Raw genomic sequence first — 16,681 nt, 5'->3', positions numbered from 1 at the left:
AGTCTGATATTTTTGATGATTATGGGGGGACAAACACATTGTTATTTAAAAAAGAACCGAAAAGAAAAAACACTGCTTTTTTCACACAGCAGGATGATGGGATAAAACGAATCAACTTCTCGAACAATACGGACATCGCCAAACAAATCAAAATGATTGACCTGACGCAGCATGACCTATTGATATTAAAGCAGCTCAATCCAATTGTTCAGGATGATATTGCACATATTGTTGATAAGTTTTATAAAAATTTAGAAGTCGAGTCTTCCTTGATGCATATCATTCAAGACAATAGTTCTGTCGATCGTTTGAAAAAAACACTCCGCATTCATATTAGCGAAATGTTTGCAGGCGTGATTGACGAAGCCTATGTGGCAAAACGCATTAAAATTGCGCAAGTTCATTTACGGATTGGACTCCAGCCTAAATGGTACATGGCAGCATTCCAAGACCTTCTGCTATCAATTATGGATTTATTCGCTAACCATATCCAAGATTTCAAAGAATATCAGACAGCGGTCAAAGCGACGACGAAAATTTTAAATTTAGAGCAGCAGCTTGTTCTAGATACATTCCAAAATGAATATTCTAAAATTCGTGATGAAGCAGAAGAGCAGCAGCAGGAGCTTCATACAAAAATCACAGAGACTTCAAATTCGCTTGCTTCGCTCTTCTCAAACACAACAAGTGCGGTCGACAAGCTTGTCTCAAAATCGGATGAGATGGCGGACATGTCACAAGCTGGAACCCAAATTTCAGCACAGGTCGAAGAAAAATCAATCGGCGGTAAAAAAGAATTAGAAATTCAGCAAACACAAATGAATCAGATTGATGGCAGCATGACGAAGATTGAAACAGAAATTAAGCGTCTTGAGGAAATCGCCAAACAAATTGAACAAATCTTTGGGATTGTCACAGGCATTGCAGAGCAGACGAACTTGTTATCTTTAAATGCTTCAATCGAATCTGCACGAGCAGGAGAACATGGAAAAGGCTTTGCTGTCGTTGCAAACGAGGTGCGCAAATTATCAGAGGACACAAAGAAAACGGTTTCAACTGTATCTGAACTTGTCAACAATACCAATTCACAAATCGCCATTGTCTCTCAGCACATTGCGGACGTGAATTTACTTGTGACAGACAGTAAAGAAAAAATGACACAAATCAATTCACTCTTCGACGATATCGTCAGCAGCATGAACTTAAGCAAAAACCAAAACGGAAAAATTGAAATTGACCTTCAGACTTTCCTTAACGAATTGAAGGAAGTCAAACAAACGGTGTCTCAAGTTGCAAGCTCCGTCGAATCCTTAACAAGCCTGACAAATCGCTAATACAGTCTTTTTTCTTCTGCTTTAGTATAATAGAAGAAAAGATAGAAAAGGCGGGATTTGATTGACAACAATTTGCCTAGTCAGACACGGGGAAACAGATTGGAATGCAGCGAAACGAATTCAAGGACGAACAGATATCCCTTTAAACGACACAGGTAAATGGCAGGCTGAACAAACTGGACTTTACTTAAAGGATGTCCATTGGGATGTTGTCATTTCCAGTCCACTAACAAGGGCAAAAGAAACGGCACACTTGATTTTAAATCATGTCCATGCTCCACTTGTCATCATGGATGATTTTATAGAACGAGATTATGGTGACGCTGAAGGCATGTCGTTTGAGGAGCGGCAAAAGCTGTTTCCAGATAAACAGTATCCAAATATGGAACCAATTGAGACGATTCAAAACCGAATGCTAGAAGGTATTGAGAAAGTCAGAGCCGCCTATCCAGATCAACATGTCCTGATCGTGGCTCACGGAGCTGCTATCCATGCTTTACTCACCACTTTGGCAGATGAACATATGGGTCTACAGAACACGAGACTTGTTAATGCTTGCTTAAATTATGTGGAATGGTCAGATGGTAAATGGAAGGTCCGTGATTACAACGTGGTCAGCCATTTAACTCAATCCGCCCCTTCTTAAAGAGCCTGTTATCTGAGCAGGTTCTTTTTTATGGCAAAAACAATGATAAAATAATATTTTTTTATATCGAAATTCGAAATAGATGCTAGACGATTCTACCTATTTTATGGCTTTTCGGGTATCGAATATTTAACCGGAAATGGATCATGAGAAAAAAAGCACACTCCCTTTTTAATAGAACATCGCTGAAATGATAGAATAAACATATTTTACCACCAGTTCCAAGTGACTTAATTCCCCAATTTTCGCTAGGACTTTCACAAAAATTCGGGTCTACTCTTATTTGCCTACTTCCCTTAAACTGAATATACAGAATAATCAAACGGTTCATTCTTATAGACTACGGATGATTATTCTGAAATAAGAAAAAAGGGATGTGGAATGTGCGTGAAAAAGAAAAATGTGATGACAAGTGTTTTATTGGCTGTCCCTCTTCTGTTTTCAGCAGGGTTTGGAGGATCCATGGCAAATGCCGAAACGGTCTCCAAAACAGATAGTGAAAAAAGCTATATTGTTGGTTTTAAAGCCTCTGCCACCACAAACAGCTCTAAGAAACAAGTTGTCGTTCAAAATGGTGGAAAACTAGAAAAACAATACCGCCTCATTAATGCTGCACAAGTGAAAATGTCCGAACAAGCCGCCAAGAAACTTGAACATGACCCTAGCATTGCTTACGTAGAAGAAGACCATAAAGCAGAAGCATATGCACAAACCGTCCCTTATGGAATCCCTCAAATCAAAGCTCCAGCTGTACACGCTCAAGGTTATAAAGGTGCTAATGTCAAAGTAGCTGTCCTTGATACTGGAATCCACGCTGCACACCCTGACTTAAATGTTGCAGGCGGTGCGAGCTTCGTCCCTTCAGAGCCAAATGCCACCCAAGACTTTCAATCACATGGAACTCACGTAGCTGGAACCATTGCTGCCCTTGATAACACAATTGGTGTTCTTGGGGTCGCTCCAAGCGCTTCCCTATATGCTGTGAAAGTATTAGACCGTAATGGCGACGGACAATACAGCTGGATTATTAGCGGTATTGAATGGGCTGTAGCGAATAACATGGATGTCATCAATATGAGCTTAGGCGGACCAAACGGCTCCACAGCGCTTAAAAATGCTGTTGACACAGCGAATAACCGCGGAGTAGTTGTCGTTGCCGCAGCAGGAAATTCAGGTTCATTTGGCTCTACTAGCACCGTTGGCTATCCAGCAAAATACGATTCTACAATTGCTGTTGCCAATGTAAACAGTAACAATGTCAGAAACTCATCTTCTAGCGCAGGTCCTGAATTAGATGTTTCTGCACCTGGTACTTCTATTTTAAGTACAGTGCCAAGCAGTGGATACACTTCTTATACTGGAACATCTATGGCGTCTCCTCATGTAGCAGGAGCAGCAGCGCTTATCCTTTCTAAGTATCCGAATCTATCAACTTCTCAGGTTCGCCAGCGCTTAGAAAACACGGCAACACCGCTTGGTGACTCATTCTATTACGGAAAAGGGTTAATCAACGTTCAAGCGGCTTCTAACTAATCCAAATGTGATAATAAAAATCCGGCTGATCCAGCCGGATTTTATTTATTCCTGCTTTTTCGGCGTTTTCTCTTTTTCCGCTGCTTTTTCCATATCCATAATTCTTTCCATCATGGTCGGGTGTCCATAGCGGAAAATCTTCACTAGAAATGGTGGATTCACCTGGGAGAGCCCTGATTTTGCAAGCTTTTGAAAAGACGTTACGCCTGCATTCCCGTCTTTTGTCATGTTCACCGCATATTCGTCGGCTGCCCGTTCTTGATGCCTTGACACTGCATTTGTAAAAGGTGAAGCTGCAAATGACAGCATGGATACGATGATTAAAAGAAGCGGAAGAGCAGCGATGTCGTTAGACACCTTGAGTCGAAATGAGGCTGCTCCTTTTTGATAAAGATAAAAATAAAGACGGTCGATTACAAAAAATCCGGCCAGTGACAGCACTAAGTATCCTGCTAACCCAATATAGACATGTTTCATGACGTAATGTCCCATTTCATGCGCCATGATAAATAAAATTTCTCGGTCTTTCAGCTTTTGCAGTGTTGTGTCCCATAAGACAATACGCTTATTTTCACCTATTCCTGTGACATAAGCGTTCATCGTATTCGTTTTTTCAGACATATTGACCTCGTATACATGATCTGCCGGAATATGCGCTTTGTCTGCCAGCGTTAATATCTTCTTCTCTAGGGCTTGATCCTTTAGTGGATAAAAATTGTTATATAACGGATCAATGACGACCGGCTGTATAAAGAAGAGAAACAGCGTAACTGGGACTGTCAAACACCACGCATACAGCCACCAGCGCTTTCTTCTCTTTTGAATCAGCCAAAAGAACACAATAGCACAAAGGGCAAGGAGCGGATATTGAATCCAAAAATCCAGTGTTTGATCTTTCAACCAGCTTGCCGTACTTTGTGAAGATACTCCGTAGTGTAAAGACAGCTGATAGCCAATCCATTTAATTGGGAATGAAATGATCATTGTTAAAAGTGACAGCACAAACACATACACAAGTTTGCTTAAAAACTTGAAACGGGCTGCTGCCAAGCTCCAGTCTGCTATTTTCCGTGAAAACCCTGAAATGAGCAAAAGAAAAAAGACATACCAATCTAATGGGATGGTTATGAAATACAGCAGGTTCCGTATGTTCGAGAAATTCTCACTGATCACAAGCTCATGGCTTGTCATAAAAGTATGCGGATCTGCACTTGTCTCTTTTATACTTTCAGGTACCGATGAATCCCCCATTAGAAACAAATACGAATAAATAAAAAGACCGTACAATATGTATGCTACCGTTACAAGAGCTATCCATTTACGTACTCGCACAGGTCAGCCTCCCTTCCATCCCTCTCTCTATTCTAGTCGCGCATTTTTTCGTTTAGAACCTGTCTCATGTGGCTCCATCATAGCATGCCCCATCTGAAAAAGCTTTCGCGAAAAAAATGATTATGCGGCTCAAAAATCGGAGAAGCTACATGTAAAACAGTAAGTTGGAGGATCAAAATGAAGAAAATCCTTGCAGGAGTTGTGATTTTTGGACTTTTATTAATCACTTTCTTTTATGTGTTCAGCCGGACGAGCGAAATCTTTGATGAGAATCGAGCAGAAAAATTGCTGCTCTCACCTGCGAATGAATCAATCTCTTATGAAATAGATGATAAGGACACAGCAGAAGATTTAATTGAAGAATTAAATAAAGGCAAACAAACAAGCAATCATCTCAAGAAAAATTTAAAAAAGCCTGATTATATCGCCAAGGTGATGTTCGGACGAACAAACGGCACCACCTTCCAGCTTTGGACCAACCGATCACAGGTCGTTTTTTTAGTTGATGGAACGTTTTATGAACTGAATCAAAAACAGTCGAATTCTTTTCAGAGACAGTTAAAAGAAGCCATTCAAAAGAGCTAAAATAAAATGTCTTTGAGAGAAAACCTTGAATTGCGGGGATTTGTAAGGGAGTCTCCTCATCAGAGACTCCCTTTTTTTTATTTACTTTCTTCTGCTTGATACTTTTCTCTTAGCGCTCTTCTTAAAATTTTACCTGTTGTGTTTTTAGGAATATCATCTATGAAATGGATCGTTTGGGGCTGCTTATATTTTGCTAAATAGCGTGAACAATGTGTGATGATGTCTTCTTGATTAATGTGAGCATGTTTCTTAGGGGAAATGTAACAGACGACTGCCTCTCCTGTGTTTGGGTCTGGCACACCGATGACGACGGCTTCTGCTACAGCTTCATGTTGATAGAGTACTTCTTCTACTTCTCTTGGATAAACATTATAACCGCCAACAAGAATCATATCCTTTTTCCGATCGACAATATAAATATATCCTTCTTCATCTCTTCTCGCCAAATCGCCAGTATACAGCCAGCCGTCTCTTAGTGCAGCTTCTGTATCTTCTGGCATTTGATAATAGCCTTTCATGATGTTTGGCCCTTTTGCTATCAGCTCTCCGACTTCATTTGGACCGACTTCTTCTCCTAGTTCATTCACAATTTTATTCTTCACATTCATAATGTCAGTCCCGACAGAACCTGGTTTTCTTTTTCCGTCAAGAGGATTGAATGCAGTCACTGGAGATGCCTCTGATAGCCCATAGCCCTCAAGGACCGTAACACCGAATTTTTCCTCAAAGCCATGCAGTAAGGCAACAGGCATTGAGGCACCACCTGATATACAGATCCTCACGGATGACATCGCTTCCTCATGTCCCTCCTGTCGGTACAAATAGTTATACATGGTGGGCACTCCAACAAATAGCGTTGGCTTCTCTTTTTCCATCATGCGCAAAAGCTCTGACGGGCTGAAATGCGGCAAGACATAAATCTTCGCACCATGAATCAACGGCGCATTCATACAGACTGTTAAACAAAATACATGGAACATTGGCAAAGCGGCAATAACCTTGTCCTTTTTATCAATTGATAAATACTCAGCGACATCTCTGGCATTTGAATAAAGGTTGAAATGAGTCAGCATGGCACCTTTTGGTTTTCCTGTCGTGCCAGATGTAAATAAAATAACAGCAGTATCATCTGGCTGAATGGAAGGATGTACGTTTTCATTCGTAGCACCTGTCACAAGCTTTCCAAAGAAAACAAGTCGATCAGATACTTCCTTGAAGCTTGATCTGCACGCCGATTCATTTTCTGCACAAATAATGACTCTTTCAATGGACGGAAGCTGCTCATACACCTGCTCATAAACTGGCAGAAGCTGTTCAGGCGCCACAATACCTTTCACATCGCCTGTGATGAGCATATATCCAATTTCACTAGGTGTGTATGTTGGGTTAATAGGTACAACGACAAGCCCTGCCTTTAATGCGCCAAAAAAAGAAATGACAAAATGCGGTGAATTTCCCAAAATAAGCGCGATATGATCCCCAGCTTGAAACCCTTCGCTCACTAATCCATCTGCAAAACGCTCGATACTTGTCATCAGCTCTCGATAGGTCCACTCCTTTCCTTCAAAGATCAGTGCGATATTTTCTCCCTTCGTCATCGCCGTCTGCTGAAGATTTTTGATCAAATCCATTCTCCCACCCCTTACATGTCATCAATGAATGAATGACCATTCATTTTATGGCCGAACATTCCTCCTTTCTATTATAATAGACAATCGAAAAAATCCACAAGATCAAATGTAAATCGCTTTCATTTCCTTCAATCAAAAAAGCACTGCTATGCCTAGCAGTGCTTTCCCGCGATTAATAAATCAAATCAAGAAAATCCTCTTTTGATACGTTGCCGAAATAGTGACGCATGTCCATATTTTCTAAGACGTCACTGATCGTTTTACGATCATATTGCTGGCCAATGAGCCGCTTCTCAATATCGGCAATATCCCCTACGCCAAAGAAATCACCAAAGATTTTGCAATCCTGGATCATCCCTTTTTTCACTTCTAATCGCAAATCAATGGAGCCTGCAGGGAATCTCTTAGAATGCTGCAAATTAAATTTCGGTGAACGGCCGTAGTTCCATTCCCATTTTTGATAGCGATCTCGAGAAATTTCGTGAATCTTTTCCCAATCCTTTTCAGTCAGGCGATATTGAGGCACGTCCCCATTTGTATCAAAAATGTAGCTTAAAAGAATTTTTCTAAATTCTTCTGTTGTCATTTTTTGATCCATCAGTTCACTGATATTGGCAACCCTGCTTCTAATCGATTTGATGCCTTTTGATTCAATTTTTTCTTTTTTCACATTTAAAGCCGAAACGACATGTTCAATTTCTGAATCAAATAGCAGTGTGCCATGGCTGAAAATACGTCCTCTTGTTGCGAACTGGGCATTTCCAGAAATTTTACGTCCATCTGCCATGATGTCATTTCTGCCGCTCAATTCAGCTTTAACGCCTAGCTTTTCAAGCGCTTTGATAACTGGCTCTGTGAACTTTTTAAAGTTATGAAAGCTGTCTCCATCATCTTTTGTGATAAAGCTGAAGTTTAAGTTCCCTTTGTCATGGTAAACTGCACCACCGCCGGATAAGCGGCGCACGACTTTGATTCCATTGTCTTCCACATACTTTGTGTTGATTTCTTCTATTGTATTTTGGTTCTTTCCAATAATGATCGACGGCTGATTGATGTAAAACAGCAAATATGTTTCTTCTGGATCTAAATATTTTAAGCAATATTCTTCAATTGCCAAATTAATCATTGGATCATAATGTTGTTCGTTATCGATAAACAGCATCTCTATCTTCCTTCCTTGTTCCATCTAAGCCCTGAATGGGCAAGCTGTATACTGCCAGTATATAACGCCTGTGCTTCATTGACTAGGTCTTTATGACGTCCAAAATGGGGCAGATGGGTGATGATAAGTTCCCCAACATTTGCTTCCTTTGCAATTTTCCCTACTTCCGTACTGTTCATATGTCCGGCACCTGATCCATCTTGTCCAACGTAAAAATTGCTTTCGGCAATGAGCAGATCTGCCCCCTTGCTAAATGGAATAAATGCCTCCTGATAGCTTGAGTCTGCAGTATACACGACCACAGCATCTTCTGCCTGAATTCTCATCGCATAGCATTCTGCCGGATGAACCGTTTTCAAAAAATCAATTTGAAAGGGTCCGAGTTCAATCCTTTCTTCTGGCTGGTAAGGCTTTGCCTTTGTATGTACATCATCAGAAAGCCGCCCAAATGCTTCTTGATCACCAGTATGTCCATAGATCGGAAGCGGGCCGCTGCTTTTTCCTAAATGATATCCCACTAGCTTTGCATATTGGAGTGGTCCGATATCAGCAATATGATCGTGGTGATAATGAGAAAGGAGAACAGCATCTAGTTCTTCTATATCAATGTATTGCTGCAGCTTTGAAAGAACACCGCTTCCGCAGTCTACAAGAAGACGAAAGCCATTTGATTCAAAAAGGTAGCCTGATGTCGCTTCACCAGCTGCCGGAAACCCTCCATAGCATCCAATCACGGTTAAGTTCAACGTCATTTTTCCCTCCTTTTCTAAAAATCCCCTTCTTACAATATACCCATTTTTCAAGGAAAAAGCATTCTTCCTGCCTATTGTTACAAAACAGATTGACAATTATTAATCTGTTATAATACAATAATAGCAACAAATCGTATTGGAGGATGACAAATGCTAGGAAAAATCACAGAGTTTTTTAGAAATTTGCCCTCAAAGAAATGCACAAAATGTGGAAATGATTTAATGGAACAGCACGAGTGTTACGGTAATGAATGTGAGGAATGCTCACAAGTAAGTTATCTTAAATAAGGGAATAAATTGAATAAAAAAGCACTTTTTTCCTCCGTCATCAGTTGGAGTCAAAGGTGCTTTTTATTTTTTCTGAAAAATAGGTAAAAAGGTAAAACCCTCGTCACAAAAGGGTTTTTTAGTATTTTCATATGATGACTTTTAGTTCTGAAGGCACTTTTTATTGACTCGAAACAATGGAGGGGGTTCTAAATGTCTATTTTTTCTAATAATTTTGTATTTTCTTAATATAATTTAATCGTGGACGAACCTCTTTAAATTTAGTTATACTTTAATTCATATATTAAAACTTAATATGGTGGGAATATTCCTTTAATGAATATGTTAGGGAGGAAATCTATGAAAAAATTAAAATTTGGATTGGCTACTCAAATCCTAATCGGTCTTATTCTCGGTGTTGTTGTTGGGGCAATCTTTTTCGGTAACCCAGGTGTCGAGACATACTTAAAACCAATTGGAGACTTCTTCTTAAGGCTCATAAAGATGATTGTCATACCAATTGTCGTATCCAGCTTAATTTTAGGTGTTGCAGGTGCGGGTGATGGTAAAAAAGTAGGGAAACTAGGTTTTAGAACCATTCTTTATTTTGAAATTATCACAACATTTGCGATTGTCCTTGGTCTTGTGCTTGCAAACTTTGTACAGCCTGGTGCAGGCGTTGACTTTGGAAATACGGAAAAGCAAGATATTAGCCAGTATGTTGAAACGGAAAAAGAGCAAAGCAGCAAATCAGTTGCTGATACGTTCCTTCATATCGTTCCAACGAACTTCTTCCAATCATTGGCGGAAGGTGATTTGCTTGCGATTATTTTCTTCACTGTGCTATTTGCACTTGGCGTTTCAGCAATTGGCGAACGCGGTAAACCAGTGCTCGCCTTCTTCGAGGGTGTATCACATGCCATGTTCCATGTCGTCAATGTTGTGATGAAAGCTGCACCATTTGGTGTATTTGCACTCATTGGTGTGACCGTATCAAAATTTGGTCTTGAATCTCTCATTTCATTAGGTAAGCTTGTAGGTCTTGTTTATTTTGCGCTCGCTCTCTTCCTTATCGTTGTATTCGGAATTATCGGAAAGATGATTGGCGTCAATATTTTCAGATTTCTTGCTTACATGAAAGACGAAATGCTTCTTGCCTTTAGTACATCCAGCTCTGAAACAGTTTTACCAAGAGTCATGGATAAAATGGAGCGCATCGGATGTCCAAAAGGAATTGTTTCGTTCGTTATCCCAATCGGTTATACGTTTAATCTGGACGGCTCCGTCTTGTATCAAGCCATTGCTGCGCTTTTCCTTGCACAGGTATATGGCATTGACCTCACGATCGTCCAGCAGCTTACACTAGTTCTTGTGCTGATGGTAACATCTAAAGGAATGGCTGCCGTTCCTGGTACTTCATTTGTTGTATTACTCGCGACATTAGGAACGATCGGTGTACCTGCTGAAGGTCTTGCATTTATTGCAGGTGTGGACCGTATCATGGATATGGCACGGACTGTTGTCAACTTAACAGGAAATGCACTTGCAGCTGTTGTCATGTCTAAATGGGAAGGGCAGTATGACCCTGAAAAAGGACATCGTGTGATGACTGGACAAGAGGCACCTGAGCCAACACAGCTTTCAAGCTAACCAAAAAGAACCCCATCTATCAGGGGTTCTTTTTTTATGCTGTGATTAATGGTGATTGAACATAGTAGTAAAGGAGATCCGCTGTATGGACAAGTGAATCTTCATGTGTTCTTTCAAAAGCATGCGAGGAATCTATACCAGGACCAATCAGTCCATGAATGATATCATGCCCTGCTCTAATGGCTGCTGATGCATCAGAGCCATAATAAGGGTAAATATCAAGGCGGTAATCAATGTTGTTCTCTTCTGCTAATGCAGCTAAATGCTTGCGTAATCCATAGTGATAAGGGCCGCTCGAATCCTTTACACAAATCGATACACTGTATTCATCTGTCGATTGACCGTCACCGATCGCACCCATATCAACAGCTAGATATTCCACTGTTTCTTCTGGAATATTCGAGTTGCCGCCGTAGCCAATCTCTTCATTATTGGAAATTAAAAAATGCGTCGTATGCGGCAATGTGATGCTTTCCTTTTGAATCCGGTGGATGAGCCGCAAAAGCAGCGCAACACTTGCCTTATCATCAAGATGTCTTGATTTAATAAACCCTGAAGACGTCACTTCCACTCTCGGATCAAATGAAATAAAGTCCCCTACTTGAATGCCAAGTGCTTTGACATCGTCTGCATTTTTCACCTTTTCATCGAGACGAATCTCCATATTTTCTTGGTTTCGTTTCGCTTTTCCAGCATCCGCATAAACATGAACGGATGTTTGATGCATAAGAATGGTCCCTGTGTATGTATGGCCTGATGCTGTTTCAATTTCACAATATTCGCCTTCAATTGAGTTATATTGAAAGCCTCCAATAAGTGCAAGACGAAGCCGTCCATTTGATTTAATTTCCTTAACCATCGCACCGAGCGTATCGACATGCGCTGTCAGCATGCGGTGTTCTTTGTCATCTGTCCCTTTGATTGTGGCAATTAATCCGCCTTTTCGATTTCGTTTTGTCTCAATATTTAAATCTTGTAAAAAACGTTCAACAAAGCCGATCACTTTTTCCGTATTTCCTGATGGACTTGGGATTGATACGAGCTTTTGAATCAGCTGAACGGTTTCGTTTACTTCAGTTGTCATTCGGCATTTCCTCCTTTGTCTGAAAGCAATTCCTTCCATGTATGCCTTTTTCAGCATCTCTTCTTAAAATATATCGCTTCAGGTTCGAGATGTCTAATTTCAAATGAAAAATCCTTCCTCTATAAAGAGAAAGGATTCATGAATTAAGCTTCGTCCTGTTTCATTTTTCTTACGTTCCAAGCAAAGTATGCTGTTGTTGCCGCCATCATGATGATCGCAACTGTTCCAAGGATCGCTGCTTGGTGCCATAAATAGCTGTCATCACCGCTTGCAATGATCGTTCTAAATCCGTTGATTGTATACGTCATTGGAAGCAGACTATGAATGACTTGGAAGAATTTCGGCACAAGCTCAAGCGGGAATGTACCAGCACTTGCTGCGAGCTGAAGAACCAAGATAATAACGGCAATGAAGCGTCCTGGGTTCCCCATAGTTGTCGCCAGCAGCTGAATGATCGCTAAGAATGTCAGACTGACGATAATCGCAAAGAGATAGAAGCGCCAGAGGCTTTCCACCTCAAGACCAAGCCCAAAGATGAGCATGGAGCTTGCAATGACTGCTTGCAGGATACCGACAAAGAGGAGTACGCTATATTTGCTGAAAAACCATTCAAACGCGTTTCTAGGGCGTCCAGCAGGGTCTTTCATTGGGAATACAACGGTGAGCATGAGAGCCCCTACAAAGAGTCCCATCGATAAAATATAAGGTGTGAGCCCTGTACCATAATTATCGATCTTTTTCGCTGTATCATTTTCTGTTTTCACGGGACTCGCAATCATATTGTAATTGTCTTGACCCGCATCAATTTCTCCTGTTTCATCAGCGGCACTTTTTAATTTATCGGACAGCTTACCTGTACCGCTCTTTAAATCTCCCAATCCTTTATCGAGTGATTTTGAGCCTTCAGCAAGCTTAGATGTGTTGCTTTGGATATTCGTTGAACCACTTTCCAGCTTATTTAACGCTGCACTCAGCTGGCTTGAACCATTCGCAAGCTTATCTGCACCGCTTTTCGCTGTATCCAGCTTTCCATTTGCTGTTTGCAGACCATCTTGTAATTGGCCTTGACCTGTTTGGAGCTTAAGTGCACCTTGATACAATTTATTCGTTCCAGATGTCATTTGATCAATCGCACTTTGTATCGCGACTGTAGATGTGTACAGCTGTTCCGTTTTCTTTGGCAGCTGTTTGACTTGCTGCAGCTGAGCTTTTGCAGAAGCAACCGCAGATTGAACCTCACTTGCATCAGGCAGTTCCTGCAAGGCCGCTAAGCTTTGTTCTAGTCCAGACAGATCTGGCAGTTCGATTTTAGGCAGACTGTCAAGCTGATCCATTGCCGCCTTTTTCTCTTCATCTGTCATTGAGCTGTTTTGGATGATGCTTTTTACTTTAGCATCTCGATTCGATAGCGCCTCTTTTAATGAAGCAAGTTTTGTACTAAACGTTTTTGCGTCTTTTTTTACCTGATCGAGTTTAGGCGCCATCTTTTCAAGATTCGCTAATTCTGGTGACGACAAGACTTTTTCTACTGCTTCAATTTTTTCTGAAAAAGATTGTGCTTTGTTGTTTAGCTGCTCAATACCCGCTGTGAATTGCGGCATTTTAGAAGCGAGCTGCTGATGACCTTCACGGCTTGTGTTTAACCCTTCAGTCAATGTATCAATTCCTGTACCAAGCTCTCCAAATTTCTGATCGATGGTTTGATAGCCTGTTAAGAGCTGGCCAAGTCCGCTGTCAAGAGATTGTATCCCTGTGTTCAGTTCACCCATTTTACCAGCAAATTGATGAACACCTTCGCTATAGGTTAACGTTCCTTCAGCCAATTTTGCTAAATTGTCCTTTAACTTGTTACTGCCATCTTTTGCATTTTTTGTTCCGTCATCAATTTTCTTCGCACCATCGCTTGCTTGATCTAAGCCTTTTGCAATCGTTTTGAAGTTATCAAAAATGACCTCTGCATAATTTTTTGTGACTTCCTTTGAAACCGAATCTTTTAATTTGATAATGGCATTATTCGCAATTTGTGACGCCGCATAGTTGGCGCCTGGATTCGTATAATATTTCAGATTCGATTTTTTTGGATGCTTATCAAGGACTGTACTTGCATTTTTCGAGAAATCCTTTGGTATTTCCACGACGAGATAATAATCCTCATTATTTAATCCCTTCACTGCCTTTTCTTCACTATCGACAAAGTTCCATTTGAAATTATCGTTTTTCTTTAATTCCTTCACTAAATCATCGCCGACATGCAGTGTCTTCCCGTCATAATGACTGCCTTCATCCAAGTTGACAACCGCTACAGGCAACTGATCGACTGTACCATATGGATCCCAGTACGCTTTTAAAAATACACCGCTGTAAATCAGCGGAATAAATAAGACAGCTAAAATCGGGATCAGTAGTTTTTTGCTCGTCACAATGTCTTTCCATTGATTCCGAATTAAATTCATTGCTGTTTTCCTCCCATAGATGAATGACTAAATTTAGAATTTGGTCATTTGAACTAAAAAAAAATTATGGTGCTGCTAAAAGTCCTTTGAGTACATAAAGTTCCAGCGACTCGGCCACCTCTTCTTTTGTTAAAGGCTCGTATCGCTTTTCCCAATCAAAAATAAGTGCAATATATAGTTTCACCATCACAAATGCAGTCAATTCAGGATCACATGGCTTAATGTCGCCTTTATCAATCGCTTCTTTTACTTTCGTTTTGATATAGCGAATGATCATTTGCTCCATCTTCTCAATCATTTCCTTGACCGCTGACGTGCCAAGCTCCGCACTTTCCTGAAAGATTTTGATTGTGAGCTGGTGGTTTTTTCGAAATTCCAATATTGCAAAGAGTGCTAAGTGAAGGTTTTCAGAGAAACTTTTTTCCTCATCCATTGCTTCATCCGCAATTTTCCTCATCTCCATTAAAAGGGATGTGAAAATTTCATCGAACAGCTCTTCTTTGTTTTTGAAAAAGGTATAAATGGTTCCTTTTCCGACGTTGGCAAGCTTCGCCACAAGGTCCATTGTGGTGGCTTTATACCCGAATTGAGTAAATGCCTTCGTAGCCCCGTCTAAAATCATTTGTCTCCTATCAACACTCATGATCTCACTCCCAAAATGACTATTTGAACGTTTTGGTCATTAAGTACAGAAAGTAATATACCACACCCTTTTCCCCGGATGCAACAACTTTGTTCACATTTATGATTCCCAACTCTTTTCGATTGATTCGAACATGAAAAACTCCCTTTCCATGACAGAAAAGGGAGTTGTTTTTTTATGAAAATAGGTAAGATAAAGCTTCTGAAATAGCAGCTTTTCCTTGATCAATACAATCAGGGATTCCGACACCTTCAAAAGCAGCACCTGTGATATAAACACCAGGATATGATTGCTTAAACGTTTCTCGCATGTTCGAAATAGCTTTTTGATGACCGACGTGATATTGCGGCATGCTCGTCTTCCAGCGAGTCACTGTCGTCAGTTCTGGATCTGCTTTTATATCCATGATTTTTTTCAAATCCTCCAGCACGATGCTGACGATTTGATGGTCTGACTGCTCGACAATTGATTCGTCGCCAGCTTTCCCTACATAGGCACGCAATAGCGTTTTTCCTTTAGGAGCTGTATGCGGCCATTTTTTGTTCGTCCACGTACAGGCTGTAATAGAGAAATCACTGTTTCTTGAGATGACAAAACCAGTACCGTCATATTCATTATGAACATCCTCTTCTTTAAAACCGAGTGCCACCGTTGCAACAGAAGTAGATGTCATATCATGCAAGTACTCAAGCCCTGCTTCTTTTGGAAACATGGAATAGATCGATTGATGCGGAGTTGTCACAATGGCTGAATCAGCAAAAAGCGTTTGACCGCTGTCTAACTGCACACCGTAGCCCCCATCTGTTTTTTCAATCTGCTTCACTTTTGTCCCTTTATAAATCGTTGTCAGCTTGAGCTTGCTTTCTACTGCTTCAACAAGCGCTTGCAGTCCTTGATTGATCGTTTGGAACTGCCCTTGTCTTTTCGCTGTCACTTGCTGCGCTTTCGCATGCTGCTGTGATTTTTTCATCCCAAGAATCAAACTGCGATGCTTTTGTTCTGTTTGATAAAACTGCGGGAAGGTGGACATTAAGCTGAGACGGTCAATGTCACCTGCATAAATTCCTGATAGAAGAGGTTCGATTAAATTCTCAACTACTTCATCACCGACACGTCTTCTAAAAAATTCACCGAGCGACTGATCTTCTGTTTGCTTGCTTTTTGGCAAGACGAAATCCATTGCGGCTCTCGCTTTTCCTGCAACTGAAAAAAGACCGGTTGTGATGAATGGGCTGATTTGAGTTGGAATACCCATGACAGCGCCTTTTGGCATCGGGTGAAGGGTTTCATTGACTAGTACATATGCCTGCCCTGTTTCATTATTGACGAGCTGATCTGCGAGACCCACATCCTTCGCCAGCTGCGGTCCACTGACCTTTCTTTCTAAAAATGAATCAGGTCCACGTTCAATGATGTAGCCGTCTTTATATAATGTTTGTATTTTTCCACCTAGCCTAGGGCTCGCTTCAATAAGAGATATTTGAATGGGAAGACCTTTTTCTTCGACTTCCTTTTCCAAATAGAAGGCGGCGGCTAAACCAGTGATGCCACCGCCAATGATGACAAGGTGTTTTTGATTGTCATGCATAGGATCGCCTTCTTTTATATA

General features: G+C 40.8%; 14 protein-coding genes. 6 read left to right on the top strand and 8 right to left on the bottom strand.

Annotated elements, in window-relative coordinates; translation table 11 throughout:
- The first annotated feature begins 38 nt into the window (after nt 1-38).
- The 3 genes from MHB41_RS05085 (at nt 39) to MHB41_RS05075 (ending at nt 3,513) form a co-directional block, all read left to right on the top strand.
- On the top strand, nt 39-1,334 hold the full coding sequence (locus MHB41_RS05085) for a globin-coupled sensor protein (protein ID WP_024426546.1): 1,296 nt from the start codon (nt 39-41) through the stop codon (nt 1,332-1,334).
- 61 nt (nt 1,335-1,395) lie between these two features.
- A complete protein-coding gene (locus MHB41_RS05080; protein ID WP_024426547.1) occupies nt 1,396-1,980 on the top strand; it encodes a histidine phosphatase family protein in 585 nt (194 codons plus the stop codon).
- 387 nt (nt 1,981-2,367) lie between these two features.
- Nucleotides 2,368-3,513 (top strand): S8 family serine peptidase, encoded by a 1,146-nt coding sequence (locus tag MHB41_RS05075; RefSeq protein ID WP_342502608.1) that lies wholly within the window; start codon nt 2,368-2,370, stop codon nt 3,511-3,513.
- A 45-nt stretch (nt 3,514-3,558) separates the two neighbouring features.
- Here the strand turns inward: MHB41_RS05075 and MHB41_RS05070 are convergent, their stop codons facing one another.
- Complete coding sequence (locus MHB41_RS05070) at nt 3,559-4,845, bottom strand: M48 family metallopeptidase (protein WP_034282187.1); 1,287 nt, start codon at nt 4,843-4,845, stop codon at nt 3,559-3,561.
- A 177-nt stretch (nt 4,846-5,022) separates the two neighbouring features.
- On the opposite strand from MHB41_RS05070, the gene MHB41_RS05065 reads away from it, so the two are divergent.
- A complete protein-coding gene (locus tag MHB41_RS05065; RefSeq protein ID WP_034282188.1) occupies nt 5,023-5,430 on the top strand; it encodes a hypothetical protein in 408 nt (135 codons plus the stop codon).
- 77 nt (nt 5,431-5,507) lie between these two features.
- Here the strand turns inward: MHB41_RS05065 and MHB41_RS05060 are convergent, their stop codons facing one another.
- The 3 genes from MHB41_RS05060 to MHB41_RS05050 all read right to left on the bottom strand — a co-directional run bounded on the left by MHB41_RS05060 (nt 5,508) and on the right by MHB41_RS05050 (nt 8,969).
- Nucleotides 5,508-7,061 (bottom strand): fatty acid--CoA ligase family protein, encoded by a 1,554-nt coding sequence (locus MHB41_RS05060; protein ID WP_340899055.1) that lies wholly within the window; start codon nt 7,059-7,061, stop codon nt 5,508-5,510.
- Nucleotides 7,062-7,233: 172 nt separating this feature from the next.
- Nucleotides 7,234-8,223 carry a lipoate--protein ligase gene (locus tag MHB41_RS05055; protein ID WP_098676786.1) on the bottom strand — a complete coding sequence of 330 codons (990 nt, stop codon included), beginning with the start codon at nt 8,221-8,223 and terminating at the stop codon, nt 7,234-7,236.
- Nucleotides 8,224-8,225: 2 nt separating this feature from the next.
- On the bottom strand, nt 8,226-8,969 hold the full coding sequence (locus tag MHB41_RS05050; RefSeq protein ID WP_034282324.1) for an MBL fold metallo-hydrolase: 744 nt from the start codon (nt 8,967-8,969) through the stop codon (nt 8,226-8,228).
- Nucleotides 8,970-9,125: 156 nt separating this feature from the next.
- Here MHB41_RS05050 and yhfH point away from each other — a divergent pair, with 156 nt between their 5' ends.
- Nucleotides 9,126-9,263, top strand: a complete 138-nt coding sequence (gene yhfH / locus MHB41_RS05045; protein WP_008359029.1) for a protein YhfH — start codon at nt 9,126-9,128, stop codon at nt 9,261-9,263.
- A gap of 339 nt (nt 9,264-9,602) precedes the next feature.
- Entirely contained in the window at nt 9,603-10,892 is a 1,290-nt protein-coding gene (locus MHB41_RS05040) for a cation:dicarboxylase symporter family transporter (protein WP_034282190.1), read from the top strand.
- Between the two features lie 34 nt (nt 10,893-10,926).
- Here the strand turns inward: MHB41_RS05040 and MHB41_RS05035 are convergent, their stop codons facing one another.
- From MHB41_RS05035 to hemY, 4 genes are all read right to left on the bottom strand, one after another.
- Entirely contained in the window at nt 10,927-11,976 is a 1,050-nt protein-coding gene (locus tag MHB41_RS05035; RefSeq protein ID WP_280806460.1) for a M42 family metallopeptidase, read from the bottom strand.
- A gap of 143 nt (nt 11,977-12,119) precedes the next feature.
- Entirely contained in the window at nt 12,120-14,429 is a 2,310-nt protein-coding gene (locus MHB41_RS05030) for a YhgE/Pip domain-containing protein (protein ID WP_065214193.1), read from the bottom strand.
- A gap of 64 nt (nt 14,430-14,493) precedes the next feature.
- Nucleotides 14,494-15,072 carry a TetR/AcrR family transcriptional regulator gene (locus tag MHB41_RS05025; protein WP_041117030.1) on the bottom strand — a complete coding sequence of 193 codons (579 nt, stop codon included), beginning with the start codon at nt 15,070-15,072 and terminating at the stop codon, nt 14,494-14,496.
- Between the two features lie 175 nt (nt 15,073-15,247).
- Nucleotides 15,248-16,660, bottom strand: coding sequence for a protoporphyrinogen oxidase (hemY, locus tag MHB41_RS05020; protein WP_211042960.1), 1,413 nt, complete (start codon nt 16,658-16,660; stop codon nt 15,248-15,250).
- Between the last annotated feature and the right edge of the window lie 21 nt (nt 16,661-16,681).

This window comes from Bacillus sp. FSL H7-0578, assembly GCF_038630855.1.
GTDB lineage: Bacteria > Bacillota > Bacilli > Bacillales > Bacillaceae > Bacillus > Bacillus safensis.
Note: the sequence above shows the minus strand (reverse complement) of the source record. Positions and strands in the feature narration are given on the sequence as shown.

Bases quoted from the DNA above. Each gene is read 5' to 3' on its own strand.
- MHB41_RS05055 (WP_098676786.1), bottom strand. From the start codon at position 8,223: ATGCTGTTTATCGATAACGAACAACATTATGATCCAATGATTAATTTG.
- MHB41_RS05025 (WP_041117030.1), bottom strand. From the start codon at position 15,072: ATGAGTGTTGATAGGAGACAAATGATTTTAGACGGGGCTACGAAGGCA.
- MHB41_RS05035 (WP_280806460.1), bottom strand. From the start codon at position 11,976: ATGACAACTGAAGTAAACGAAACCGTTCAGCTGATTCAAAAGCTCGTA.
- yhfH (WP_008359029.1), top strand. From the start codon at position 9,126: ATGCTAGGAAAAATCACAGAGTTTTTTAGAAATTTGCCCTCAAAGAAA.
- MHB41_RS05065 (WP_034282188.1), top strand. From the start codon at position 5,023: ATGAAGAAAATCCTTGCAGGAGTTGTGATTTTTGGACTTTTATTAATC.
- MHB41_RS05060 (WP_340899055.1), bottom strand. From the start codon at position 7,061: ATGGATTTGATCAAAAATCTTCAGCAGACGGCGATGACGAAGGGAGAA.
- hemY (WP_211042960.1), bottom strand. From the start codon at position 16,660: ATGCATGACAATCAAAAACACCTTGTCATCATTGGCGGTGGCATCACT.
- MHB41_RS05030 (WP_065214193.1), bottom strand. From the start codon at position 14,429: ATGAATTTAATTCGGAATCAATGGAAAGACATTGTGACGAGCAAAAAA.
- MHB41_RS05040 (WP_034282190.1), top strand. From the start codon at position 9,603: ATGAAAAAATTAAAATTTGGATTGGCTACTCAAATCCTAATCGGTCTT.